20 protein-coding genes are annotated in these 25,105 nt (G+C 67.3%); 18 read left to right on the top strand and 2 right to left on the bottom strand.

The window, feature by feature from the left end; translation table 11 throughout:
• Positions 1–256: 256 nt before the first annotated feature.
• The 11 genes from VFQ05_16160 (at position 257) to VFQ05_16110 (ending at position 14,105) form a co-directional block, all read left to right on the top strand.
• Positions 257–1,012 (top strand): phosphatase PAP2 family protein, encoded by a 756-nt coding sequence (locus VFQ05_16160; protein HET9328302.1) that lies wholly within the window; start codon positions 257–259, stop codon positions 1,010–1,012.
• 8 nt (positions 1,013–1,020) lie between these two features.
• Entirely contained in the window at positions 1,021–1,932 is a 912-nt protein-coding gene (locus VFQ05_16155) for a DUF1206 domain-containing protein (GenBank protein ID HET9328301.1), read from the top strand.
• A 5-nt stretch (positions 1,933–1,937) separates the two neighbouring features.
• Positions 1,938–3,161, top strand: coding sequence for a diacylglycerol kinase family protein (locus VFQ05_16150; protein HET9328300.1), 1,224 nt, complete (start codon positions 1,938–1,940; stop codon positions 3,159–3,161).
• Complete coding sequence (locus VFQ05_16145) at positions 3,158–3,997, top strand: phosphatase PAP2 family protein (protein HET9328299.1); 840 nt, start codon at positions 3,158–3,160, stop codon at positions 3,995–3,997. The genes VFQ05_16150 and VFQ05_16145 overlap by 4 nt, the downstream gene beginning before the upstream one ends.
• A 58-nt stretch (positions 3,998–4,055) precedes the next feature.
• Entirely contained in the window at positions 4,056–5,420 is a 1,365-nt protein-coding gene (locus VFQ05_16140; protein HET9328298.1) for a hypothetical protein, read from the top strand.
• A complete protein-coding gene (locus VFQ05_16135; protein HET9328297.1) occupies positions 5,417–6,766 on the top strand; it encodes a hypothetical protein in 1,350 nt (449 codons plus the stop codon). Before VFQ05_16140 ends, VFQ05_16135 begins: the two co-directional genes overlap by 4 nt.
• Complete coding sequence (locus VFQ05_16130) at positions 6,763–8,346, top strand: metallophosphoesterase (GenBank protein ID HET9328296.1); 1,584 nt, start codon at positions 6,763–6,765, stop codon at positions 8,344–8,346. The genes VFQ05_16135 and VFQ05_16130 overlap by 4 nt, the downstream gene beginning before the upstream one ends.
• A 27-nt stretch (positions 8,347–8,373) precedes the next feature.
• Positions 8,374–9,783, top strand: a complete 1,410-nt coding sequence (locus VFQ05_16125) for an Npt1/Npt2 family nucleotide transporter (protein HET9328295.1) — start codon at positions 8,374–8,376, stop codon at positions 9,781–9,783.
• Positions 9,784–9,786: 3 nt separating this feature from the next.
• Positions 9,787–12,519 (top strand): HEAT repeat domain-containing protein, encoded by a 2,733-nt coding sequence (locus VFQ05_16120; GenBank protein HET9328294.1) that lies wholly within the window; start codon positions 9,787–9,789, stop codon positions 12,517–12,519.
• On the top strand, positions 12,513–13,166 hold the full coding sequence (locus VFQ05_16115; GenBank protein HET9328293.1) for a Crp/Fnr family transcriptional regulator: 654 nt from the start codon (positions 12,513–12,515) through the stop codon (positions 13,164–13,166). The genes VFQ05_16120 and VFQ05_16115 overlap by 7 nt, the downstream gene beginning before the upstream one ends.
• A 258-nt stretch (positions 13,167–13,424) precedes the next feature.
• Entirely contained in the window at positions 13,425–14,105 is a 681-nt protein-coding gene (locus tag VFQ05_16110; protein ID HET9328292.1) for a lipid-binding SYLF domain-containing protein, read from the top strand.
• 105 nt (positions 14,106–14,210) lie between these two features.
• Here the strand turns inward: VFQ05_16110 and VFQ05_16105 are convergent, their stop codons facing one another.
• Positions 14,211–16,256: a M13 family metallopeptidase gene (locus VFQ05_16105; GenBank protein ID HET9328291.1), complete on the bottom strand. Its 2,046-nt coding sequence runs from the start codon at positions 16,254–16,256 to the stop codon at positions 14,211–14,213.
• A 136-nt stretch (positions 16,257–16,392) separates the two neighbouring features.
• Positions 16,393–18,468 carry a molybdopterin oxidoreductase family protein gene (locus tag VFQ05_16100; GenBank protein ID HET9328290.1) on the bottom strand — a complete coding sequence of 692 codons (2,076 nt, stop codon included), beginning with the start codon at positions 18,466–18,468 and terminating at the stop codon, positions 16,393–16,395.
• Positions 18,469–18,726: 258 nt separating this feature from the next.
• Between VFQ05_16100 and VFQ05_16095 the strand changes: the two genes are divergently transcribed.
• From VFQ05_16095 to VFQ05_16065, 7 genes are all read left to right on the top strand, one after another.
• Positions 18,727–19,734 carry an FAD:protein FMN transferase gene (locus tag VFQ05_16095; protein ID HET9328289.1) on the top strand — a complete coding sequence of 336 codons (1,008 nt, stop codon included), beginning with the start codon at positions 18,727–18,729 and terminating at the stop codon, positions 19,732–19,734.
• A gap of 248 nt (positions 19,735–19,982) precedes the next feature.
• Positions 19,983–20,432 (top strand): hypothetical protein, encoded by a 450-nt coding sequence (locus VFQ05_16090; GenBank protein HET9328288.1) that lies wholly within the window; start codon positions 19,983–19,985, stop codon positions 20,430–20,432.
• Complete coding sequence (locus tag VFQ05_16085; GenBank protein HET9328287.1) at positions 20,429–21,097, top strand: hypothetical protein; 669 nt, start codon at positions 20,429–20,431, stop codon at positions 21,095–21,097. Before VFQ05_16090 ends, VFQ05_16085 begins: the two co-directional genes overlap by 4 nt.
• Before the next feature lie 34 nt (positions 21,098–21,131).
• Positions 21,132–23,102 (top strand): hypothetical protein, encoded by a 1,971-nt coding sequence (locus tag VFQ05_16080; GenBank protein ID HET9328286.1) that lies wholly within the window; start codon positions 21,132–21,134, stop codon positions 23,100–23,102.
• A gap of 13 nt (positions 23,103–23,115) precedes the next feature.
• Positions 23,116–23,712, top strand: a complete 597-nt coding sequence (locus tag VFQ05_16075; GenBank protein HET9328285.1) for a TlpA disulfide reductase family protein — start codon at positions 23,116–23,118, stop codon at positions 23,710–23,712.
• Complete coding sequence (locus VFQ05_16070) at positions 23,709–23,948, top strand: DUF4266 domain-containing protein (protein ID HET9328284.1); 240 nt, start codon at positions 23,709–23,711, stop codon at positions 23,946–23,948. Before VFQ05_16075 ends, VFQ05_16070 begins: the two co-directional genes overlap by 4 nt.
• Positions 23,939–25,081, top strand: coding sequence for a DUF3570 domain-containing protein (locus tag VFQ05_16065; protein ID HET9328283.1), 1,143 nt, complete (start codon positions 23,939–23,941; stop codon positions 25,079–25,081). The genes VFQ05_16070 and VFQ05_16065 overlap by 10 nt, the downstream gene beginning before the upstream one ends.
• The last annotated feature ends 24 nt before the right edge of the window (positions 25,082–25,105 follow it).

Here is a 25,105-nt window from a genome sequence, read left to right as displayed (position 1 = left end):
GATGACCGTCCGTCCCGGCGCCGCGGATCATTGCGAGCGCATCAGCTACGCGGACGGAGATCGGAGAAGCGTGGGCGTAAGAGGGCGAGGCCCATGCGCGACAGGGAAGAAAGTTCAAGCGTAAGACGATTCTGCCGAAAGCGAACGGAAGTCAACGGAACGTGATGCGGGCGTCCAGCGACATAGAGCCGCAGCAGGTCCGGCATGGGACGTGCGAGTGCGATGGCGACGATACGCACCGAGTGAGGAGGCGCAGTTGGCCCACGTCGCCCATGCGCAGCACCCAGGTCCCAGGCAGAAGGTCAACGCGCAGGCGATCGCCCCGCCTCCGGCGCGCCGCTACCGGGCCGCGCTGTTCCAGAGCTACGTCATCGTGGCCGCCGTCGCTTTCGTGACGCTGGCCGTCGTGGCGCACACGGTCGCCTACTTCCCGATCGATCTGAGCATCACGCGTAACATTCAGGCATACCACGGGGTCTGGTTCGCTCGCGTGATGTTCTGGGTGAGCTGGATCGGTTTCCCCCCGCAGGTCCAGGTCCTCGTGGGAACGATCGTGTTCTCGCTCTTTGTATTCGGATTGCGCTGGGAAGCGCTCTGTCTCCTGTTGGCCTCCGGCGGCGTGCTGCTCGGCAGTCTGGTGAAGCTGATCGTCTACCGGCCGCGGCCGAGCGCGGATCTGATCGACGTCTTCGCCCAGCTTCCCTCGTCAAGTTTTCCGAGCGGCCACACCTTGGAGTTCACCTGCCTCGGCGGGTTCCTCGCCTTCCTCGCGTACTCGCTGCTCAAGCCATCCACCGTTCGCGTCGTGATCCTGTCGGCGCTGGGCGCGCTGGTCCTGCTCATGGGTCTCTCGCGCATCTACCAGGGACAGCACTGGTTCAGTGACGTCTGTGGCGCGTACCTGTTCGGAAGCCTGTGGTTGATCGGCACGATCCGGGTCTACCGATGGGGCAAGACGCGATTCTTCGTTCGCCAGCCCGTGGCGCCGAACCCGGGCAAGCAAGCCGCTTAGGAGGATCCATGGCCTATTCACCCGCCCAAGGCCGCGATCTCCAGCTGGGGCGCAACCATGGCGCTTCCGGTTTCCGGCGTGCGCGCGACCGCTGGCTGGAAGGTCTGATGCGCTTCGGTCAGCTGGCTCGCGCGTTCGTGTTCCTGATTCCCGCCGCGTTTGCGTTGCGCATCGCCGTGAGCTCGAAGGGTGATGCCATCGATCAGAAGGAGGCGATCGAGACGCTGGGCAACCAGCCGCTCGGGAACGTGCTCGTCGTGATCGTGGCGGTCGGTCTGGCGGGCTACGCCCTGTGGGGGCTGTACCGGGCGTTGCTCGATCCGCTGAAGCGTGGCTGGTCGCTCGCCGGAGTGTTCACCCGTCTCGGCTACCTGACCAGCGGCCTCGCGTACGGGGCGCTCCTGTGGTTCGCGGTGCAGATCATGCTAGGCACTCCCCACGACGAGCGCTCGACGCAGGAATGGACCGCCGGAGCACTCGCCCGCCCCTTCGGCTCGTGGATCGTGATCGTGATCGGACTCGCATGGATCGCGTTCGCCGGTCTGGTCCAGCTGTGGATGGCGCTGAGGGCGAGCTTCATGCGGGATCTCGATCTGTCACGCATGGGGCCGGGCGAGCACGTCTGGGCCCGGCATCTCGGCCGGATCGGAATCGCGTCTCGCGCCATCGTGTTCATCCTCATCGGCATTTCGCTGGTGATGGCGGGGCTTCGCATCGACCCCGAGGAGTCCAGGGACCTGGGCGGAGCGTTCCTCAAGCTGCTGAACGAGCCGTTCGGCAGGCCGGCGCTGATCGCGGTGGCCTCCGGCCTGATCGCGTTCGGCGTGTACTCGATCCTGTGTGTTCGCTGGGCACGGGTGCGGCCAGATGAGCCGCCGTCCGCCGTCCCTCTTCCCATGACCCGCTACTCGATGAGGTAGACCTCATGCAAACCCAACCGAAGTCACGAACCATCGCCAAGTCGCTGAAGCGAAAACAGCGGCAGCACGAGCAGCAGCTCGGGCGGGTGGAAAAGGCCGCGGCGCGCCTGGAGCGTCGCAAGGCCAAACTGCTGTCCATCGAGGCGCAGTTGGCCACCCTCGAGCGGCGCATGGCCCAGCCGTTGCGCGCCGAAGCCGGCAAGGGCGGGATCACGGGTTTCCGTGAGGCGCAGCTCATCTTCAATCCCTCTGCCGGACGCGATCCCGATCACAACGCGCTGCGACTCGCCAAAGTGGTGAGCGCCTTGCGCGCTCATGGGATCGAGCCGCGCATCGGCGTGAAGACCTCGGGGAAGGCGGCTCGTGAGATCGTGCGCGACGCGCGTAAGTCGCGGGTGCCGCTCGTGGTCGTCGCCGCGGGCGACGGCACCATCGAGGAGGCCGCCTCGCAGCTGATCGGGAGCGACGTGGTGCTCGGCATCGTCCCCCTCGGCACCATGAACAACCTCGCTCGCTGCCTGGGAGTTCCGCTGGAAATCGAGGAGGCGTGCGCGCTCATCGGGATGGGCGCCACGCGCCACATCGACGTGGGTCACATCGTTTCCAGCGACAAGCCGCACGTCACGTATTTCCTCGAAGGCGCGGGCACGGGGCTGAGCGCGATCGCCGCGCTGACCGGCCAGAGCATCGAGAAGCACGAGTGGCGGATCATTCCGCAGGCGCTGCGAAAGTTTTTCGAGAACAAGCCCGGAATCATGAAGGTCGAAATGGACGACAAGGTCGTGGAGGCTTCGACGCAGATCGTCACGGCCTCCAACGCGCCCATGATGGGCAAGAACATGCTGGTGGCGCCCGGAGCCAAGATGGACGACGGCATGCTCGATGTCGTGCTCTACGACGGCATGGGTGAGGCGGCGCTGGTCAAGCATTTCATGGCCGCCGCCGGCGGCACTCCCGAAGAGCTTCCGGTTCACCGCGCTCGGCGCGTGCGCATCACCACCGACCAGCCGATGCATGCCCACGCCGACAAGGACCTCAGCGCCAAGCATCGCGTGGTCGAGATGGAGATCCTGCCGAGGAGCCTCACGGTGATCGCCGGCAACGGCATCGGCCTGTCGATGCCGGTGGAAGCGGCGCCGAGCGTGCCGGCCAGGAAAGACATGACGCCGGATGCGAACGGAGCCGCGGCGGAGTGGGCCAAGCCGGCAGGCGAGTCAACCCGGACATGAGCGAGAGCGCGTCGCTCGTTCGAGGCGCGGATGCGCAGGCCGTTCGCGGTCCACGCATTTCTCCCTCCTCCCACGTTCGGCGCAGGACGCGTCTGCGCCGCCTGACGCTCGCGATCGGAACGGTGGCCTTTCTCGGTCTGGCCGTGGTCACGTATCGCGCCGAGCCTCTTCCCGGGGACCTCGAGATCGCGCGCGCCGTGCAGACCCTCGATGGTCCATGGATTCATGCCCCGCTGTGGGCGCTGAGCGCGATCGGCTTCCCGCCCATCGTCGGGCTCCTCTACGCGGCGATCGCCTTCGCGATCTTCCTGGCCGGCGCCCGTCGCGAAGCCTTCGTTGCGGCGCTCGCCACGAGCGGCGCGGCGGGCCTGCATCGGATCATGGTCGACATCGCCATGCGTCCGCGTCCATCGCCGGATCTGCTCGAAGTGGCGCACCAGCTGCCGATCCACAGCAGCTTCACCGCGGGCCACGTCCAGAACGCGACGTCGTTCTTCGGCTTCCTCTGCTACCTGCTCTGCGTTCGCATGGCGCCTTCGTTGAGGCGGACCCTCATCCTCCATGTCCTCGTCTTCGCCATGGTGGGCATGGGGATCGCACGCGTGTACTTCGGCGAGCACTGGCCCACCGACGTGATCGGTGGATACCTGCTCGGCGTTCTCTGGCTGATCGTCATGATGGAGCTCTACGAGTGGCTGGAGAAGCGCGCTGACCGCCGAAGTTCAAACACGGCGCACAAATTACACGGTGTCGCCTCTCCACGCTCCCGGCGCACGAATAACTCCCTGCGGCGCATGACGCTTGGCCTTCCAGACGCGCGGCACAAGGGTTGCTGATTGCCCTTGGACACCACCCCGCTGCGTCATGGAGATCGCAAGGCCAAGGGAGGACGTCATGAAACGCGCGCTCATCGTCGCCCTCGTCACTGGACTCCCCGCGGGAGCGGCCTGGAGCCGCTCGAGCGAGGCAGCCGCCACGGCCTCGGCGAGCGACCCCGCCCCCGTCACACAGGAGAGTCTGGCGGCCACGACCGCGCCGCCCTGGAATCCGCCGTCGGCCATGCCATCACGCCGGGCCTGGGAGCATGTCGTGCTGTTTCCCGGCACGTTGCTCTCACTGCCACTGCTTCCGGTCAGAGTGTTGATCGAAGACCGGCTGGCCTGGGGCGAGAGCAAAGGATTGGTTCCCATGGGCCCGCAGGTGCGTCCCGATCTCGGGCAGCGCCCGCAGTGGTCGGTCAGCCCGCCGCATCTCGGAGGGCGGGCCGGCTTCGGCGCGTCGGTCGAGTACCGCCAGCGCGTGATGTCCGGCGCGGAGCTCGGGGTTCGCTACGCGGGAACGATTCGCGACTACACCGGCACCTTCGTCCGGCTCACCGGACGACCTCTGGGCCTGGTCTACGGCAGCACCTGGAGACCTGAGGAGCGTTTCTACGGGATCGGCGCCGCGACACCCGAGGAGGGCCGGAGCAGTTATGCCTCGCGCGCCGAGTTCATGCGACTCGAGGCCACGACCGAGAAACCGCCGGATGACTCGTTCAAGGCTCGCACCGCTCTCGCCGGATGGGTGGAGACCCGATACCAGGTGATGCGCACCGGGCGCGACTCCGAATTCCCGTCGTGGGACACGACGTTTCCCGGATTGGCCTCCGACATCCTCGATCGCGACGTGGAGCACCTGGTCTATGGCGTCAGCGTGCTCAACGACTCACGCTCGGGGGAGCCGCACTGGAGCCGCGGCACCCGCTTCATGGCCTCGGCCGAGCGTCACGACGCGCCGAGACCGGGTCTGGCTCTGCACGTCGGCTCGGCAACCGGAGCTCAGTTCAACCGCTACACCCTCGAGGGCGAAACCGGGACGTCCTTTGGACGCAATCCCCGCACGCTGCGCGTCCTGGCGCGCGTCGTCGATCAGGACATCACCGCCAACGACGACCGGATGCTGATGACCGACCTGTCGACGCTCGGCGGCACGACGGGGCTGGCGGGGTTCCACCAGGGGCGCTTCTACGACGTCGACCTGCTTCATCTCAAGACGAGCTACATCTTCCCCGTTTCCAGGCGGCTCGAGCTCGATCTCCATTCCGAGTGGGGTTCGGTCTACGGAGACGTCTGGCGCGACGCCAAGTTCACCAACCTGCACAACACCTACGGCGCGTCATTGCGACTCGTCTATGTGTCGGGTCCGGTCGCGGCCATCGGCGTGAACTTCAGCCCCGAAGGCGCGCGGATCTCGTACAGCGTCGGGAGAATCGAATGAGATCCCTCACCACGCTCATCGCGGCCGCCACGCTCGCTCTGGCCGTGGGTATCGCGAGTCCTCTCCGCGCCGCGCCTCCGTCAAAGCCCGCGAAGCCGGCGAAGCCCAAGGAGCGCGAGATCTCCGCGGCGTACGACCTGATTCACCAGACGCTGTTCCGGCCGGTCGCGAGCGTATTCGACGTCGCCAAGATCGGCCGCGACATCACGGGGAATCCGCGCGAGGCGGCGAATGTCGACGAGGACGATCAGGTGCGCCTGCCGAGCACATGGTGGCAGCCACGCATCGGCTTCCGTCGGGTGAGCGTCGAGCAGATGTTGAAGGGCCCGGGTCCGGGACAGGGACCCGCGCCGGGTCCGTGGACGGTGACCAAGTCGAAGAGCGAGGGCGTGACGCCGGGATTCCAGATCGATGATTCCAAAGGGGACGCCTTCATCATCAAGTTCGATCCGCCCAACTTTCCCGAGCTGGCGACCGGGGCCGACGTCATCGGCTCTTACGTGTTCTGGGCGGCGGGCTACAATGTCCCCGAGAACACCATCGAGTGGTTCCGGCGGGAAGACCTCAAGGTCGCCAAGGACGCGACCTACACGGACAAGCGCGGGCGGAAGCATCCGATGACCGAGCAATACCTGAGCGCCTTGCTGGCTCGAGTCGCGCGGCGACAGGACGGCTCCTATCGCTGCGTGGCCAGCCGGTTCCTGAAAGGCGAGCCGCTCGGGCCCTTCCGCTACACTGGTCGCAGGACGGACGATCCCGAGGACCTGATCCCCCACGAGCTCCGGCGCGAGCTGCGCGGTCTGTGGACCATGGCGGCGTGGGTGAATCACGCCGATTCCCGGGCCGCCAACTCGCTCGACATGTGGGTGACCGACGGTGGACGATCCTTCGTGCGTCACTATCTGATCGACTTCGGCTCGATCCTGGGCTCGAGCGCGATGCCGCGCGCGCGTGGCCCGGCGACGGGCTTCGAGTACTATGTGGATTACGGCGCGATGGCGCGCATGACTCCGACGCTGGGTCTCTACAAGGCCAAGTGGGAGGACGCGGTGGATCCCAAGATTCCGGCGGTCGGGATGATCGAGTCGAAAGAGTTCGATCCCGACGACTGGCGTCCTGATTTCCCCAACCCGGCATTCGACGAGCGCACCACGCGGGATGCGAAGTGGGGCGCCCGCATCGTCGCCGGTTTCACCGACGACCACATCCGCGCCGCCGTCGCGGCGGCGCATTATTCGAATCCCGCGGCGTCCGATTACATGACCCGAGTCTTGATGGAGCGCCGTGACAAGCTGGTCTATCGCTGGCTGGGCACTCGAGGGCCTACGCTGATCACCTCCCGATGACTCCCGACGTCTCGAGAAGGGCGCCCGGCCCGGGATGGCCGCGTGCGTCGGCGGCCACCCTGCTCCTGACCTCGATCGCTGTCGCCGTGGTCCTCGGTTGCGCGGCGCCAGGACGCCTCAAGTACCAGGCCGAGACGATGGCCCCGGTTCCGAAGGACACCGTGGTGCGCGACTACATCGGCCGCCCGCGCCGGGTCCAGACCTGGCGTCCCATGTTCGGCGACACGCTGATCGGGCTCGTGCCGGGGACCGGCGACACGTCGAAGCGTTACCTCGGACGGCTGCGGACGGGCTTCACCGCCGACACGCTCAACTTCATCCTCATGGGAGACAACCGGCCCGGCTGGCGCATGGCGCGTCTGCAGCCGGAGTGGTCGACCCTGCGTCACGCCATCTCGTGGAACCCCGTCGACGTCGTCCGCGGGGTCCTGACGATCCCGGTCGTTCTCTTCAAAGGCCTCTATCCGGATCTGGCGCTGGTGCGTGACATGCCCAACAAGATCCGCAACACACCGAATTGGGGCCGTGAAAAGGAAGTCCTGAGCGCGATGATGTCGCAAATCGACTCCCTGCGCCTGCGCGGGCAGGACGTCGCCGCGGTGATCAACACCGGAGACCTGGTCGAGGACGGCCGGATCCCGGCGCACTGGGAGCGTTTCCTCAAGATCGTCCAGCCGCTGAGCTCTCGCGTCCCCTACTTCGCGGTGGCCGGCAACCATGAGCGCACCGACACCGAGCTGGGCGTCGAGAACTGGCGCACGGCCACCGGTCTCCCGGTGGGCGGCGATCGTCTCTACTACTGCTTCGACTCCGCGGATGGCTGGGTGCGGTTCATCGCGCTCGACACCAACCCCATCGTCGATCCGCGCAACCGTTGGACGCGCGCCGTGCAGGTCCGGTACTCCGACGAGCAGTTCACCTGGCTGGTGGACCGCGTGAAAGAACATCCAGGGCCGGTGCTGGTGATGATGCACCATCCCCCCTTCTCGGCGGGCTTCCACCGGGACGAGTGGCAGCGCGACCCGGTGCTCCGGGAGCGGCGCGCACGCATGGTGCGGGCGCTCCACGAGTCGGGGATCTCCATCCTCGCCAGCGGCCACGAGCACGCGTATCAACGAGCCCTGATGACCTGGCCGGACGCGGTGCTGGTCACGATCATGAGCGGCGGCGGTGGGGCGCCGATGCACAACGTGCCGGATTCGCCCGTCGCCGGTTCCATGTTCGCGGGCTACCGGGTCGCCGGCGGCGAGATGAAGGCCGACAACGTGGTCACCGCGCGAGTGTTCAACTTCGTGATGTTCCGGCTGTGGTTCGGCGGCGGCGAGTTCTACACCTATGGCGTCGACGAGAAGTCCAAGACCTGGCTGATCGACAAGGTCCAGATCGATCTCAAGCGCTACGGGATTCCGAAGATCGATCAGAGGAAGATCCCGGTCCCGCCGCAGAAGGGCCCGAGCGAGCCGGCGAACAACGAGGACATGAAACCGTCCGTGGCCGCCAAGGAGGATTCGGTCTCGGCCAGCAAGCGCATCCTCTCGAAACCACCTCCGGGCAAGAAGACTCCCTCCGGGGGCCGCTAACCGATCGCTCCCCGCGAGGAGGAACCGATGCAGACCACCACGACGCGCCCGATCGACGAATCGTGGTCGAGGCCACGGTCGTCGAAGGGCCCCATGGACCGCATCCTCGGTCTGTTCGCCGAGGTCCAGGCCGGCGAGGGTGCGACCGCCCTGCTGCTGATGGCCAACATCTTCCTGCTGCTCGCGGCGTATTACCTGCTGAAGACCATCCGCGAGCCGCTGATCCTCACGATTCCGGGCGGCGCCGAGGTGAAGAGCTACAGTGCCGCCGCCACCGCCGGCCTGTTGATGATGATCGTTCCGGCCTACAGCGCGCTCGCCTCGCGTGTGACCCGTTTGAAGCTCATCAACGGCGTGACGACCTTCTTCATCGCTTGTCTGGTGGCGTTCTTCGTGCTCAACGCGTCCGGCGTCCCGATCGGCGTGGCGTTCTTCATCTGGGTCGGGATCTTCAACCTGATGATCATCGCTCAGCTCTGGGCATTCGCGAACGACGTGTACTCCGTCCACCAGGGGAAGCGCCTGTTCGCCATCGTCGGCTTCGGCGCTTCGCTCGGCGCGATCGTCGGCGCCTTCGCCACCGGACAGCTGGTCAAGGAGTGGGGCCCCTATCCCTTCCTGCTCGGCGCGGCCGCCATGCTGGGCATCTCGATGGTGCTCACGAACATCGTCGACCGCCGCGAGCGAGCCATGGGGGAGCATCGAAAGGCCACCGAAGGCGATCGCGCCGCCGAGACCGACGCCCCGGCGGCCGAGCCGGACCGAAGCCAGGAGCCGGTGCGCGGCCGCAACGGGTTCGCCCTGGTGTTCTCGGACCGCTACCTGCTGCTGATCGCCTTCCTCATGCTGATCTACAACCTGGTGAACACGACCGGGGAGTACATCCTGGGCAAGACCGTGGTCGATCTCTATAGCGCCGCGCACGGCACCGGGACGCTCGACGAGAAGAAGGTGATCGGTGAGTTCTACGGGAACTTCTTCACTCTGGTGAACGTGATCTCCGGGCTGATCCAGGCGTTCGTCGTCTCCCGGGTGATCAAGTACTTTGGGGTGCGCGCCGCCCTGCTGGTGCTGCCGGTGGTCGCGCTGGCGGGCTACGCCTCCATGGCCTTCATCCCCGTCCTGTCGTGGATCCGCGGCGTGAAGCTCGCGGAGAACTCGCTCGACTACTCGCTGCAGAACACCACCCGCAACGCGCTCTATCTGCCCACCAGCCGGGAGGCCAAGTACAAGGCCAAGCAGGCGAACGACACGTTCTTCGTCCGTTTCGGTGACGTGCTCTCCGCGGGGCTGGTCTTCGCCGGCACGACGTGGCTGGGCTTCGCGCCCCGTGAGTTCGCGCTGACCAACGCGGCGCTGACGCTGGTGTGGCTGGTCATCGCGGTCGCCATCGGCCGCCGCTTCCAGCGCCTCGCCGAGCCGCCCAAAGCGGCCTGATCCATGGCCGTCGGAGACGTGCTCGCGGGCGCCTCGCGGCGCTTGGGGCTCGAGCCTCGTGAGGTCGGCACCCTGGCGCTGATGGGCGCCCTGATCTCCGTTCTCTTCTGCGGCTACACGATCGCAAAGGTCCTGCGCGACGCGCTGTTCATCGTCGAGTTCGGGGCTCTCGCGCTCCCCTACGCCTACGTGGCGGTGGCCGTCGGCTCGGCGGCTTTCGTGTGGCTGGAATCGGAGATCGTGAGGCGCTACACGCGGGTCGATCCGATGCACTTCAACCAGTTGCTGGCGATCCTGATCGGCACCGGGCTGGCCTTCGCCTACCCTCTGGCGCGCCACTGGACCGCCGCGGCGCTCTACGTATGGACGGGCAGCCAGGTGCTGCTCCTGCTCTCGCACTTCTGGGTCCTCGCCCTCGACGTGTGGGACTCCCGCAAGGCGCGCAGCGTCTTCCCCGTGCTCTCCGGCTTCGGACTGCTCGGCGGGCTCCTGGGCGGCGGGCTCGCCGCGTCGCTCACGTCGGTCGTGCGCCGGGAAGGACTCATCTGGCTGCTGACCATCCTGCTGATCGCCGCCCAGCTCCTCACGCGAATCATCGAGCTGCGGCATCGGCGTCGTCCGCGTCTGGCCGAGGCGCAGTCGGCCATCTCGCGCTGGGGAATCGTGCGGCGCTCCAAGTACATCAAGATCTTCGTCGCGGGCCTGGCGCTGTCGGTGATCGTCTCCACGCTCGTGGACTTCCAGTTCAAGTACTTCATCCAGCGTCTGTACCCCAATCCTCACCGGCTGGCCGAGTTCCTCGGCATGTTCTACGTCGGCCTCAACACTCTGGCCCTGATCTTCCAGTTCGGATTCGCCGGCTGGCTGCTCCATCGTCTCGGGCTCGGCGCCTCGACGGGTCTCCAGCCGACGACGGTCCTGGCGTTCGCGATCTGGATGATCCTCGGCAGCGGCGCCTGGATCATCGTCGCGATGCGCTGGGTTCAGGGTGTGGTGTTCCAGACCCTCGGAAAGGCGTCGGGCGAGATCTACTACGCCGCCATCCGCCCCAGCGAGCGTCGCAGGATCAAGCCGGCCATCGACACGCTCGTGGAGCGTTGGTCGGACGCCGCGGTGGGCGTCCTCCTGCTGTTCATCCTCCACGCGCTCCGTTTGCCGATGCCCGCCATCGCGATCGCCACGGCCGTCCTGGCGGCGCTGTGGCTGGTCGTCCTGCTGCGCCTCGACCGGCAATACGGGCAAGCCTTCGAGGTGGCGCTCAGCAAGCGCTGGATCGAGCCCGAGGAGGCGGCCGAGATCATGCGCATCCCATCGGCGCGGCGCGCAGGGTTGGATGCGCTCCGGAGCCCGGACGAACGCCGCGTCGTGGTGGCTCTGCAGCTCCTGCAGCGCGTGCGCGATCGAGCGAGCATCGCCGCGGTGCGTGAGTGCCTGCGCCGGCCCTCACCCGCGGTGCGGGCTGCCGCGATCCAGGCGCTCGAGGTCCTCGGCGTGCGCGATCCCGAGAACGAGATCGAGCCGCTGCTGGGCGATTCCAACGAGGCGGTGCGCCGTGCCGCGGTGAGCTATCGCCTGACACGCGGGCGTCATCCCGTGGATGCCGCCCGCACCCTGCTCTCCGGCGACGACGTGACCATGTGCCGTTACGTCCTCGAGGTGATGCTCGACCATCCTCAGGTCGGCGTCGCGCTCACGGCCCCGCGAGTGGAGTCCTGGCGCGCTTCGAGCCGGGCGGACATCCGCCAGCTCGCCGCCTTGGCCATCGGCGCATTGCCGTCACGCGCGCCGGTCGACGCGATGCGTGCGCTGCTCGCCGACCCGGACCTCGAGGTGCGACGGTCCGCGCTCCAGTCGATGGCGCGCCGGCCGATCCGCCAGCTGCTCGACGCGGTGCTGCCCATGCTGCTCGACGAAAATCTGGGGCACGAGGCCCGGCAGGCGGTGGCGGCGATCGGCTCGTCGGCGGTTCGAGCGTTGCAGGATTGGCTGCAGGGTCTCCACGGACCTGCGGGGCAGAGCGTGGCGGCCCGCACGCTGGCGCTGATGGGGAACCGGCGCGCCATCGACGCCCTGATTCCACTGACTCGCCATCGCGATGTCTGGCTGCGGCACCTCGCGTTCCATGCGCTGGTCAAGATCCGGGTCGACCTGGGCCGCCCGGTCCTCTCCAGGGGCGCGGCTCATCGCCTGTTCCTTCAAGAGCTCGCCGACTACCGGCTCTGCCTGCAGCCGGCGCGGGCGCTGTCGACCTACGAGGCGCCCGAAGTGAAGCTGCTGGCACAAAGCTGCGAGGAGAGCGCGTCGATGGCTCTGGAGCGTGGTCTGCAAGCCCTGGCATGCTGGTACGAAGCCCGGCCGATGCTCGGCGCGCTCGAGCGGCTACGCTCCCGTGATCCCGACGCGATCGCGCCGGCGCTCGAATACCTCAGTCACCGGTTGCCCCGGCGCTTGTTCCGCCCGTTGAGCCAGGCGTTCGAGCGCCCGGCGGAGAAGGAAGGCGCCAAGGAGATCGATCATCCGCTCGGCCACTGGATCCGCATGGCGTGGGATTCCGAAGACGCGTGGCTGCGCGCGTGCGCCGTCCGCGCCTCGCGGCACGATCCCACCTTCGATCTCCGCACGCTTCCACTCGAGGACGATGCTCCGGAGATCGTGCGAGGCGAGATCGCGCGGGTGCTCACACTGGCCGCTCCATCGCGCACGGCCGCGGCAGGACGGAGTCCCGTCGCATGCTGACCCCGGTCGAGAGGGTGCTGATCCTCAAGGGCGCCGACCTGCTCAGGGACGTGGGTCCACGCCACCTCCTGAGACTGGCCGAAGTGGCGATGGAGGTCGAGCTCACCGCCAACGATACGATCTACAAGGAGGAGGATCCGGCGGACGCGCTCTACATGGTGGTCGAAGGGCGGGTGCGTCTGTCGAGCGGTGGCCGGGTGCTGTCCGAAGTGGGGCCCGGAGAAGCCTTCGGCACCTGGGCCTTGGTCGATGGCTCCGAGCGCGGTCAGCGCGCCGATGCGGTCGAGGATGGGCTCGCTCTGGCGCTCCATCGTGAACAGTTCTACGACGTGGCGGCCGCCGATCTCATGCTGCTCCAGGAGGTCGTGCGCGCGCTCGCCAAGCGGCTGCGGGCGTTGGTCTCGGAGCGTCCCGAAGAGGCGCGGGTCGAGGGCGAGGGCATCGAGAAGCCGGAAGGCCTCATGGATCTGAACGCTCCGCCCCCACCGGTGGTGCCGCCGCCGTCCGCAGGAGTGGTGCTCGCCAAGGCGGCCGTCGGGGAGCCGCTCCCGGAAGGCGTCGAGCCGCCGCCGCCCGAGCCGACGATCAGCGAGCCCGTGCCGATTCCCGAGCCGATCCCCGAGCCGCCCTCCACGCAGCGCCCCTGAGCATGCTCATGTAAGCGTTGCCCGGCGCGGCATCGGCGGGCGCAAGCCTTTCCTGCGCAGGCCGCGAGCGGTCCATAGCGGCGATGCTCCCATCTCATTCCCAGAGAACGGGTTGTGCGATTGAGCATATCCACGACTCGAAGTGGCCGGGGGATTGCTCCTTATCGGCGGTCACACCAACCGACGGCGGCTCGAACGGACTCGAACCGCCGAGGACGCCCCAACGCAGACATTTCGAATCACCGAGGGGAGAACCCGATGAGGAATCTTGGCGGATGGACAGCCACCGCCGTACTCGCGACGCTGCTGGCCGTGCCCGCGCTCGCGGACAAGGACGTCGCCGATCTCAGCGACAAGCTGGTCGACGCGAAAAACGTCTACACGCAGCTGCTGGCCCTGCCCGACCGCGCGGTTCCCGAAGCGCTGCTCAAGGAATGCCAGTGCATCGCCGTCATTCCCAACGCCATGAAGGGCGCCCTGGGCTACGGGGCTCGCTTCGGCTCCGGAGCGATCAGCTGCCGAATCGATTCGGGGTGGAGCGCCCCGAGCTTCATCAAGCTGTCCGGCGGAAGCGTCGGTCTCCAGATCGGCGCCGAGTCCAGCGATCTCGTCCTCTTCTTCATGAACCAGGAGGGCGCCAAGTCGCTGCTCACCGGAAGCAAGGTCACGCTCGGCGGAAAGGCGAGCGTCGCCGCGGGACCGTTCGGGAGGAGCGGAGAGGCCAGCACGGACCTCAAGCTCAACGCCGAGATCTACTCTTACGCGAAGTCCAAGGGACTGTTCGCGGGTCTCTCGTTCGAAGGCGCGCGTCTGGCGGCCGAGAACGACTGGAACAACACGTACTACGGGCCTGGCTCGACCGTGAAGAAGCTGCTGTTCGAGCCCACCGGGGCCTCGTTGCCGGCTCCGGCCGAGGACTTCCGCAGAACGCTTCCCTAGGCGTTCTCCAGCCAGCGCTGCTCGACCGGCGGCGCCGAGGATCTGGCGGGCCGAGTGCAGCGCCTCAGGGCGCTGCCCGGCCCGGCGACTTCCCGCCCGCTTCCATCACCAGATGCTCACGCGCACCGAATCTGCGCGGTACATCCGATCGCCGGGCTTGACGCCGTACGCCTGGTAGAACGAGGTGAGGTTCGAGGCCGGGCCGATCACGCGCAGAAAGCTCGGCGCGTGAACATCGGTTTTCACCCGGACCGCGAGGTTCTCGGGACGGATCTCGTTCATCCAGCCGAGCGCCCAGCCGATGAAGTAGCGCTGCGACGGCGTCAGCCCGCCAAGCGTCTTCCCGAGCTTGTACTCCTCGGTCTTCGTGTATGCGTCCCAGCCCAGCAGCATGCCGCCGAGATCGGCGATGTTCTCGCCCTGGGTGGCCTTCCCGTTGACGTGGAGGTCCCCCACGGCGACGTAGTCGTCGTACTGGCGGACGATATAGCCGGCGCGGCGGTTGAACTCCTTCTCGTCGTCCGGCGTCCACCAGTTCTCGAGGTTGCCGCGCTCGTCGAATTGGCGTCCCTGGTCGTCGAACCCGTGCGTGATCTCGTGTCCGATGGTGGTGCCGCCCGCGTACGAGTACACCAGCGCGTCGTCGACCAGCGAGTCCGCGATCCCGGGCAGGATGAACACCGCCGCGGGGAGCACGATCTCGTTGTTCGACGGGTTGTAGTAGGCGTTGTACGTCTGAGGGGTCATGAACCATTCCGTGCGATCCACCGGCTTGTAGAGCTTCTGGATGTAGAAGTCGCTGAGCCAGATGTTGCCGCGCTTGCAGTTGCCCAGGAACGACGTGCGGTCCACCTCGTACGTGGAGTAGTCGCGCCACTTGGCCGGATAGCCGACCTTGCGGTCCACCGTGCCGAGTTTCTTGAGCGCGCGCTCCTTGGTGGCCTGGCTCATCCAATCGAGCTTGTGGATCCGTTCCCGGAAGGCGGCGAAGATGTCCTCGGTGAGCTTCTCGTAGCGCTGCTTGGTCCGCGGCGAAAAGTAGCGCTGCACGTAGAGCTGTCCCAGCGCGTCGCCGAGATAATTCTCCTGCTGGTCGAGCATCCGCTTCCAGCGCGGCCGCTGCTCGGGAGTGCCGTTCAGGATCGTCCCGTAGAAGCGGAAGTTCTCGGCGTCGTACTTCCCTCCCGCCTGCGCCGCGTAGGCATGGGCGAGTTGCCAGCGCAGGTAGCTCTTCCAGTCGGCCAGGCTGCGCGAGCGCAGCGACTTCTCCACCTGCTTGAAGAACTCCGGCTGCCCGACGACCACGGTGTCGAGGCGGACCAGGCGGCCCTTCTCGAGGAAACGCTTCCAGGGAATGCTGGGCGCGAGTGTCCCGAGCTTGGCGATCGCCATCGCGTTGTAGTTGGCGCGGGGATCGCGCAGGTCCTCGAGCTTGCGCGAGGCTCCGGCCAGCTCGGTCTCGAGGCTCATCACCGCCGCCGCGCGGCTGCGGGCGCGAGTGGTGTCGTCGCCGAGCAGGTGGAACATGCGGGCCACGTGATTCACGTATTCGCGCCGAAGCGACGTGGCCCGCTCGTCCTGGTCGAAGTAGTAGTCGCGATCCGGCAGCCCGAGGCCCCCCTGGTAGAGATGGAGGGCGTAGCGATTGCTGTTCATCTCGTCCTGGAAGATCGCGAATGAGCACATGGCGCCGACCCCGATGTATCCGAGGTGCGCGACCTCGTCGAGGAGACCAGGAACGTCCTTCACGGCGTCGATGCGGGAGAACTCCTCCGCCAGAGGCTCGAAGCCCTGCTCGAGGATGGTCACGGTGTCCATGGCCGCGTACCAGAAGTCTCCGATCTTCTGCGCGTTGCTGCCGCGCGCGGACTTGGTGTCGGCGGCCGCCTCGTTGCTGATCGCGATCACCCGGCGGTAGGTCTCCTCCTGCACGACGTGGGAGATCCCCCAGGAGCGCTCGTTGGGTGGAATGGGATGATCCTTGAGCCATCGACCGACCGCGTAGCGGAAGAAGTCGGTGCGCGGTGAGACGGATGGATCGACGAACTGGGCGAGATACTGATCGGCGGAGCGGCTGGCCGGCGGAGGACTCGACGGCGAGGCCGCGGTCAGGAGCAGGGCCGTGGCGATGAAGGTCAGCGTGCGCTTCATGAATCGTGATTCCTCGAGGTGGAGGGAAGGGATATCGATGCGAACACTACGGGGAGCGCGCGGGTTCCGGCGATGAAAAGCGCCTGATCGGTCGAGCCCGAGCGACGAAAGCGGCGTCCTGACCCTCGAGCGCGGCTCAGTCCATGACGCGCTCCACGTCGACCAGAGCATCATGATAAGCGACTCCGCCGCCAAGATCGGTGAGGCGGGCATCGGTCAGCGCATTGACGCTGGAACCGGTCGCCGTTCGCGAGGCCCACCATCCGGAAGGCAGTCCGACGATGCCGGCGGGCACGCGGTCCGAGAGCCGGGCACGGGCGACCACCGAGCCTCGGTCATTGAAGACTCGGACCATGTCGCCTTCGCGGACTCCTCGAGCGGCGGCATCGCCGGCGTCGAGCTCGGCGCGCATCTCCCCCTCCGCCTCGAGGTGATGAGGCAGGTTGGCATAGCTCGAGTTGAGGAAGTGGAGCGACCACTTGCCGCTCACGAGTTGAAGCGGGAATCGCGCCGCCAGCGAGGGGTCGCCCTCCGGCGATTCGTTCGCGGCGGCATGGACCGGCAGCGGATCCAGACCGCGCGCCTCGAGCGCCGCCGAGAAGAACTCGAGCTTCCCCGATTCTGTGGCGAAGCCGCCTTCCGCATAGGGGCGCCAGTCTTCGGGAACGGCGGTGCGCACGTACCCACGCTCCAGCAGCGCTTCGAAGGAAATGCCCTTCATGAGCGGATGCGGACTGTCGAGCGCACGGCGGATCAGCTCCTGGTCGCTCTCGGCGAAGAGCTGCGGATCGAGCCCCATGCGTGAAGCCAGCCGGCGGAAGATCTCGCTGTTGGGAAGCGCCTCGCCGAGCGGCGCGATCGCCGGCCGATTGAGCGTCAGATAGGCGGTGCCCCAGGAGGGCACGAGGTCCCAGTGCTCGACCTGAGTCGTGGCGGGAAGCACGACGTCGGCGTGCAGCGCGGTGTCGGTCATGAATTGCTCGATCACGACGGTGAACAGGTCCTCGCGGCGCAGGCCCGAAAGGACGCGCCCCTGCTCCGGAGCGATCGTCGCAGGATTGGAGTTGTAGACCATCAGTGCCCGGATCGGCGGCTCCAGTGACGTGAGCGCGCGGCCGAGCTGGACCATGTTGACCTGGCGGATCGTCTTGTCCTCGAGGTCGGGACGCGCGACCGCCGCGGCGTTGAGCGGCGCCATGCCGGCCCACGAGGCCGTGCCGACCAGGCCGCCGCCACGATGGCGCCACGCGCCCACCAGACCGGGCAGACAAGCGATCGTGCGGTGCATCATTCCGCCGTGCTGATGGTGGCCCATGCCGATCAGCGTGCGGATGGCCTGCGGGGTCATCGTCGCGTAGTCGCGCGCCAGATCCTCGACCTCGACGGCCGAGACTCCGGTCAGCGACGCGACGCGATCCAAAGGGTACTGCGCGAGCCGTTCGCGCAGCGCCTCGAAGCCCAGCGTGTGGCGCGCGACGTAATCGTGGTCCACCAGGCCATCCCGAACGATCACGTGCATCAGCCCCAGCGCGAGCGCGGCATCGGTGCCTGGTCGCGGCCGCACGTGCTGGTCAGCCGACTCCGCGGTTCGGGTCTTGACCGGGTCGATCACGACCACGCGCGCTCCCTGCTTGCGCGCCGCCGTGATGAACGGCCACAGATGAAGGTTGGTGACGATGGTGTTGGTGCCCCAGAGGAGGATCAGCCGGCTGTGCTGCAGATCCTCGGGGAGCATGCCCTTGGTGCCGCCCTGGGTGGCGGCGAACCCGTGCGCGGGCGCCGAGCCGCAGACCTCGCGCACGAGACGCGTGGCCTTGAGCAGCGAGAAGAAGCGGCGGTCGAGGGAAGCGCTCTGCACGATGCCCTGGGTTCCCATGTAGCTGTAGGGCATCACGGCCGAGCCGCCATGCTCGGACACGACGCGCGTGAGCGCCTCGCATACCCGATCGAGCGCTTCGTCCCAGCCGATGCGCTCGAAGCGGCCCTCGCCCTTCGCGCCCACGCGCCGCATGGGATGGAGCAGGCGGTCGGGCGCATACACGCGATCGAGGTAACGGCTGACCTTGGCGCACAGTCCTCCCCGCGTGAACGGGTGGTCCTTGGCGCCCCGCATCGCCACGGCCCGGCCTTCGCGCACCGAGACGTCCCACGCGCAGGTGTCCGGGCAGTCGTGGGGACAGGCTCCGCGAACGATCTCGAGCTCTTCCGCCATGGCCGGAGTTTCGTGCGCTCGTGGGCGGCCGGTCAAGACGATGGCTGCTCGGCGCTCCTCAAGGAGGTCCGCGCAATCGCCGATCACCGAAGTGGAAGCGGGCAGTCGACCGGAGGCGCCGAAAGGCCTGTGTCAGGAACGCCAACTAGAGCGCGAGGAGCAACACGGCATTCCGCTCGCCTGCGGGTGCTCCCGGAGGCGGCGTGGGTCGTCCTCGCGCTGGCGATGGGGTTCGCTCTTCTGATGGACGCGCGCCCCATGGCGGTCGCCTCGAGCTCCGGGACCTCGCGACTGGTGACCTTCTCGTCGCGAACCATGGGCACCTACGCTCACGTCACCCTGGCCACCCCCGATTCGGCCGGGAGCTGGCCTGCGGTCGCGACGGCCCAGGGCGAGTTCCGCCACGTCGACTCGCTGATGAGCAACTGGACCACCACCAGCGAAGTGGCCCGGCTGAATCGCGAGGCGTGGCCTGGGCCGACCCCTGTGCAGCACGAAGTGGCCCGCGTGCTCGAGCGCGCCATCGAGGTCTTCCATTTGAGCGATGGCGCCCAGGACATCACGGTCGAGCCGCTGGTTCGGCTGTGGGGTTTTCTCGGCGGCACGCCGCACGTCCCCGCCGAGGAGGACGTGCGCGCGGCATTTCGTCGCGTCGGCAGCGGCAAGCTTCGCTTCGACGCCGCGGGGCGCACCCTCCGGTTCACCGAGCACGGAGTCCAGATCGATCTCGGCGGCATCGCCAAGGGATACGCGGTCGACCGGGCGGCGGAACGCCTCGAGAAGAGCGGCGTGCGCGACGCGCTGGTGGACGTCTCGGGGAACATGCGTGCGCTGGGCCGCCCGCCGGGTGGTCCGGCGTGGCGCATCGGCATTCGTGACCCCAAGGACCGCATGCCCTACTTCGCGCGCCTGCGGATCACCCAACAGGGCGTCTCGACCTCGGGCAAGTACGAGCAGTTCGTGGCCGCCGATGGCCGTACGTACGGTCACATCCTCGATCCACGCACCGGCCGGCCCGCGGAAGGACTGCTCTCGGTCACCGTGGTCTCGCGCGACGCGCTGACCTCGGACGCGTGGGACACCGGGCTCTTCGTGCTCGGGCTCGACGCGGCGCGCCGCAAGGCGCTCGAGCGCGACGACATCGACGTCGTGCTCGTCGCTCCGGGAAGGGGCGGCGTGGACACGGTCTGGGTCGAGCGGTCACTGGAGACGCGCTTCGAGCTGCTCTCGACCGCTCGCTCGACGTTCCGCGTCGAATACTTCTAGACGCATTCCGCTCGCCTCGGTCGCCCCAGCGAAGACGTGCACGCGACGTGCCGTGGTGCGTCGCCCGCATGGCGCAGTCCTTGCAGCCATGCTGCGCGCCTTGTCAAAGAAGGCTTGGAATGGATTGCCCAGGGGACTGCATGACGAGTCGTCCCAAGGCTCCGCGGACGCTTTGCCGGCGTTCCGGTGCCGAGGCTCGTTTCGCAGCGCGACTCGTGCAAGTCGCATGACTCGGAGACTCGACCCAGGTGACGAACCGAGACGAGATCAGGACGAATCCCGGCGTGCGCTTCGCACTGCTCGCGATCTCATTGGGCATTCCCGCGTGCAGCACGCCGACCGCGCCGCCGCCGCCCCCGAGCGGCGGCCAGACGCTGGTCCTGAGCTTCAGCGAGTTCCAGCAGTCGGTCGAGCCGGTGCTGGTGCGCCAGGGATGTGACGCGACCGGCGATTGTCACGGTGGCGGCATCCGCGGAACCTTCGAGCTCTCGCCGCCCAACGCGAAGGACGAGCAGTTCGACTTCGATCAGACGGTGCTCCAGGTGTACGCCACGCAGCGTGCGCAGAGCCCGATCCTGACGGCGCCGCTGGCCGCGCATCTGGGCGGCACGCCGCATCCCTTCAAACCGTTCTCATCGACCAGCGATCCCGATTACCAGGCCATCCTGACCTGGATCATGGCGGGGAGCCTGCAATGATCGCCCCCATCCTCCTGAGCACGCTCCTCGCCCTGACGCCGGCGAGCGCTCCGCCGCCGGACGAAGGCGTCGATTCGCTGGAGGTGATGAGCGAAGCCGCCGAGCCCGCGGAGCCTGCCGACGCCGAGCCCATCCACCCGTCGGCCCGGGGGCTCGAAGCGCTGGTGCCGGAGGTGGCGCAGCATCCGTATCGCGTCGAGGGCGGGGAGCGAGCGTTCCTCCACCGCTTCTCGTTCAGCCCCGCCTACGGAAGCCTCGGCACGCAGCGGCTCTTCACCTTCCGTCTCTCCTACAACCCGAACCGCTGGCTCGGTTACGAAGGTGCGCTGAGCCACAACCCGGGGGAAGCGGTGCATGCGGTGCTGCACAGCCTCAGCGCGATCGTGCGCAAACCCATGGCGGGCCGCTTCCAGCCGTACCTGATCGGTGGGTACGGAATGATGATCGTGTTCCCCGGTCAATCGCTCAACGCGGCTTCGGTCACGAAGAACGCGCTGTCGCTGGGCGGTGGCCTCGAGTTCTACATCCGTAGCGACCTCGCGATCCGCGCCGAGATGGCGCAGGCCACCGTTCTGGGCAAGCAGAGGGACCGTGATGGCGTCGTGGCCTACAACTACCTGCAACAGACGATCGGGCTTTCGTTCTACCGATCGATCAGACCGTGACGCAGGGATGCCAACCGGAGGACCTCCGAACATCATGCGTGAACGAATGGTAATGAGAGCCGGCGGCGTCTGCCGCTCGCTGCTGACGGTCGGCATCCTGCTGCAGCTCCTTGCCACCGGCTGTCGCGACAGCGCGCCCGACGATTTGATCCAGCAGGAACAGACCACCGACGCCCTGGTGTTCGTGAAGACCAACGGCGAGGAGACGCTCAACCGCTCATGGGCGAGCGGGAACCTGTACAAGCTCTCCCCCATCGCGCCCGACGGGGTGGTCACGCCGATCACCAACTTCACGGGAGCGAGCATCAGCGATCCCGCGGTGTCGTTCGACGGCAAGCGGATCCTGTTCTCCATGCGGCCTCCCGGCGGCGGCAACCGCAACATCTACGAGATCAACGCCGACGGCACCGGTCTGCGCCAGGTCACGAACGGCGGCGGGCACGATTTCGACCCGCTCTACCTCCCGGACGGCCGGATCATGTTCACCAGCTCGCGCGACGGCGAGATGGACGAGTACAACCACGCGCCGTCCGAGCGCCTGTACGTGTGTGACATGAACGGCGGCAACATGGAGCGCGTCAGCTTCAACCAGAGCGACGACTTCGACCCCACGCTCCTGCCGGACGGGCACATCGTCTACACGCGCTGGGAGCACTTCGGAACGGTGAACCGCTTCCCGCTGTTCTTCACCAAGCCCGACGGCAGCGGCACCTTCCACATGTTCGGCCCGCACGGCCGCAACTTCTTCCACGCCACGCCGACGCCGGACGGCCGCCTGATCGCGATCGAGTCCACCATGATCGAGGAGGACGCCGGCCCGATCGCGGTGCTCAAACTCGAGCAAGGCCCCGCGGACCCGGCCAACGGATCGACCTCGACCCACTGGGACGTCGTCACCACGCAGGTCAACAACGACGGCGAGCCGTGGCCCTACGGCGCGTTCAAGTACCCGGTGGCGATCGGCAACAACCGCTTCGTGGCGTCGTACACGCTTCCGGCCGCCACGGAAGGCGACGTCGACTATGCGCTCTACACCTTCACGCTAAACCAGCAGGGCGCCGGCACCACCGCCGACCCCGCCACCTTCTCGCTGGGCAACCTGACGTTCCTCTTCAACGACCCCAACAGCAACGAGTACGACGCCCAGCTGCTGGCGCCGCGCCCGAAGCCGCCGGTGCTGCCTTCCACCCTCGACCGCAATCTCGACTACGGCGTGTTCCTGGCGCAGGACGTGTTCAATCGCGGCCTCAACGACGGCCAGGAGCGCCCGCAGCGGGGCGTCGACCCGATCGACAGCATCGCGGTGCTGGTGGCGCGGCCGACGGTGGCCGGGGAAATGAACAACTTCTCGGCCAACGAGTTCGAGAAGCGCGCCCTGATCGGCATGGCCCCGGTCTATCCGGACGGCTCGTTCCGCATCAAGGTGCCGGCCAACACGCCGATCAGCTTCGCCTCGCTCGATCAGAACGGGCGCGGCTTCGTCGTGAAGCGCACCCATCTCTACGTACGCCCGGGCGAGGAGTTCAACCGCTGCATCGGCTGTCACGAGGACCGCGTCGCCGGCGGACCACAGCCGACCAATCCGAATCCGACGGCGGCCCTCTATCCGGCGCACGACCTCAACGTGCCGCCGTCGCAGTACCAGGTCATCAACTACGAGCAGACGATCGGGCCGATCGTCGCGGCCAAGTGCGTGTCGTGCCACCAGCCGACCATCAACGGGGTGGACACCACCGCCGCGGCCGGCAACCTGGATCTGACCGCGGTCCCCGACACCACGATGATGGGCCGCGTCTTCCCGCGCGGGTACGTGAACCTCTCCGGCGAGTCGATGTCGATGGCCAACCAGGTGGTGGTCCCGGCCTTCCCGCGACGCTCGCGCCTCATCGACTACGTGCTCGGTGTCGGCGGCCGGGCCGGACAGGGATCGCACCCCGGCACGCTCACGGCCGAGGAGCGGCGTCAGTTCAACCTCTGGGTGCTGCTCGGCGCCCAGTACAAGTGATGGGAGGACGATCGTGACCCGCCGATGGCCGATGGGAATCAGGAGCTCCGGTCGTGCGACACGCGTGGCCGCGCTGGCGTTCGCGCTGACGATCGCGGCGCTGGCGCCGCCGGTCCATGCCGGACCGGTCCAGGGCCTGGGTGTGGATGCCACGACGGTACGGCAGGCGCTGCGCGGCCACACGCTGAAGGGCCTGGACGGAAAGGCGATGACCCTGGACGGCCTGCGCGGCGAGGTCGTGGTCGTCAACTTCTGGGCCTCGTGGTGCACGCCGTGCCGGCGCGAGCTGGCGCGCCTGGATGTCCTGAACGCGGAGATCCGGCGTCGCGGCGGACGCGTGGTGGCGATCTCGGTCGACGAGGAGATCGAGAACGCGCGGCGCTTCGCCGCTCGGCAGAAGCTGCGGATGACCGTGGTGCACGACGGACCGCAGGGGCTGGCTCGCACGCTCGACCTCACCCATCTGCCGTTCACGATGGTGCTGGACCGTGAAGGCCAGGTCGCCTTCACCACGCTCGGCGCCAGCGAGGCCTCGATCAAGGGCCTGGTCGATCGCACGCAACAGCTGGTCGCGGCGCAGCCGGCCGTGGCCGAGGGAGAAACGCGATGAGCGCTTCAGGACGCGGCACACGATCGGTGCTGGCGCTGGCGATGCTGGGCCTGCTTGTGAGCTTCGTCTCCGGCTGCGCGATGGTGCGCCCTTATCAGCGGGAGCGTCTCACCGATCGAATCATGTCGTTCAAGGCGGAAGCCAGGGAAGACGCGCGACTGACGAAGTCATTCGAGGCTCGTGAGGGCTCGACCGGCGGCAACGGCGGTGCGGGCGGTGGGTGCGCGTGCAACTGAGAGACGCGCGGGCAGTCCTGGCGTTGGTCGCCGGGATGGCGGCATGCGCCGCGCGCTCGGCGGAGTCCGGCATGGCCTTCGACGAACAGACGGTGGGCCCCTTGTTCCGCTACTTCGCGGACTCGGATCACGTGGGCGTGAGGTCCTACATGGCTGATTACAACCTGACGCTGCCGAGCCAGGTGGGCCTCTCGTTCCACTGGAACACGGAGCAGGTCTCGATTCCCGGCGTCCTAGCGCCCGTCGGCAGCCAGGAAGCGGTGGACGCGATCACCACCGCCAGCCGTCCGATCTCAGGCAACGCCTACCAGGACTTCGTGAAGGTGCGCAACGAGTTCCAGGGCGGGGTCAGCCGCGGACCCGCGGCGCTCGACTACTACGTGTCGACCGAGAGCGACTACCTGGCCCAGCAGATCGCGGGACGTTACGACCTGGAGCTGATGAACCAGCATGTCAATCTGTCGTTCGGCTCGAGCTACGGCTGGGACGACATCGATCCGCTGGCCGACGACGACACGCAGACCGCCGCATCGACCAAGACCACGCTCCATTGGAACGTGGTGGCCACGCAGGTGATCTCACCGACGACGCTGCTTCGCTACGGCGTCGAGTACAACGTCGTCGAGGGTCTCCAGCACAACCCCTACCGCAACGTGTACGCCGGCGGCACGAACGTCCCCGAGCGACATCCGGACCAGCGCCAGAGGCGCGACGCGTTTCTCAAGCTCAACCGCTACTTCGACAACCGCTCGAGCGTGCGGCTCAGCTATCGGCTCTACAACGACGATTGGGGTATCTCGTCGCACGAGCTGTCGTCGAAGCTCAGCCAGTACATCACCCAGGGCATGTTCGTCCGCTACCAGTACCGCTACTACACGCAGACGGCGGCTCGCTTCTACCGCGACGAATACCTGACCACCAACGGCATCGACGGATACCTGAGCGGGGACTACCGCGTCGGACCGCTGGCGGCCCACCTGTTCGGGCTGTCGTTCAACTTCGACCTCGCGACGCTGGCCGGGAGCACGCCGTGGCTCGGCCGGAGCGCGCTGGTCATCGGTTACGAGCGCTACTTCAACAGCAACAACTACTCCGCAGACATCCTGGAAACCGGACTGGATTTCAGATTCTAGCCATGATGGCCAACGAGGAGAGGA

It is taken from the genome of Candidatus Eisenbacteria bacterium, assembly GCA_035712145.1.
In the GTDB taxonomy this organism is placed as follows: domain Bacteria; phylum Eisenbacteria; class RBG-16-71-46; order RBG-16-71-46; family RBG-16-71-46; genus DASTBI01.
This window is presented reverse-complemented; position numbering and strand designations above follow the sequence as displayed.

Coding starts and splice junctions, on each gene's coding strand:
- VFQ05_16145 (HET9328299.1), top strand. CDS start 3,158: ATGAGCGAGAGCGCGTCGCTCGTTCGAGGCGCGGATGCGCAGGCCGTT.
- VFQ05_16115 (HET9328293.1), top strand. CDS start 12,513: ATGCTGACCCCGGTCGAGAGGGTGCTGATCCTCAAGGGCGCCGACCTG.
- VFQ05_16130 (HET9328296.1), top strand. CDS start 6,763: ATGACTCCCGACGTCTCGAGAAGGGCGCCCGGCCCGGGATGGCCGCGT.
- VFQ05_16105 (HET9328291.1), bottom strand. CDS start 16,256: ATGAAGCGCACGCTGACCTTCATCGCCACGGCCCTGCTCCTGACCGCG.
- VFQ05_16100 (HET9328290.1), bottom strand. CDS start 18,468: ATGGCGGAAGAGCTCGAGATCGTTCGCGGAGCCTGTCCCCACGACTGC.
- VFQ05_16070 (HET9328284.1), top strand. CDS start 23,709: ATGAGCGCTTCAGGACGCGGCACACGATCGGTGCTGGCGCTGGCGATG.
- VFQ05_16080 (HET9328286.1), top strand. CDS start 21,132: ATGCGTGAACGAATGGTAATGAGAGCCGGCGGCGTCTGCCGCTCGCTG.
- VFQ05_16125 (HET9328295.1), top strand. CDS start 8,374: ATGCAGACCACCACGACGCGCCCGATCGACGAATCGTGGTCGAGGCCA.
- VFQ05_16135 (HET9328297.1), top strand. CDS start 5,417: ATGAGATCCCTCACCACGCTCATCGCGGCCGCCACGCTCGCTCTGGCC.
- VFQ05_16140 (HET9328298.1), top strand. CDS start 4,056: ATGAAACGCGCGCTCATCGTCGCCCTCGTCACTGGACTCCCCGCGGGA.
- VFQ05_16150 (HET9328300.1), top strand. CDS start 1,938: ATGCAAACCCAACCGAAGTCACGAACCATCGCCAAGTCGCTGAAGCGA.
- VFQ05_16155 (HET9328301.1), top strand. CDS start 1,021: ATGGCCTATTCACCCGCCCAAGGCCGCGATCTCCAGCTGGGGCGCAAC.
- VFQ05_16120 (HET9328294.1), top strand. CDS start 9,787: ATGGCCGTCGGAGACGTGCTCGCGGGCGCCTCGCGGCGCTTGGGGCTC.
- VFQ05_16095 (HET9328289.1), top strand. CDS start 18,727: ATGGCGGTCGCCTCGAGCTCCGGGACCTCGCGACTGGTGACCTTCTCG.
- VFQ05_16085 (HET9328287.1), top strand. CDS start 20,429: ATGATCGCCCCCATCCTCCTGAGCACGCTCCTCGCCCTGACGCCGGCG.
- VFQ05_16110 (HET9328292.1), top strand. CDS start 13,425: ATGAGGAATCTTGGCGGATGGACAGCCACCGCCGTACTCGCGACGCTG.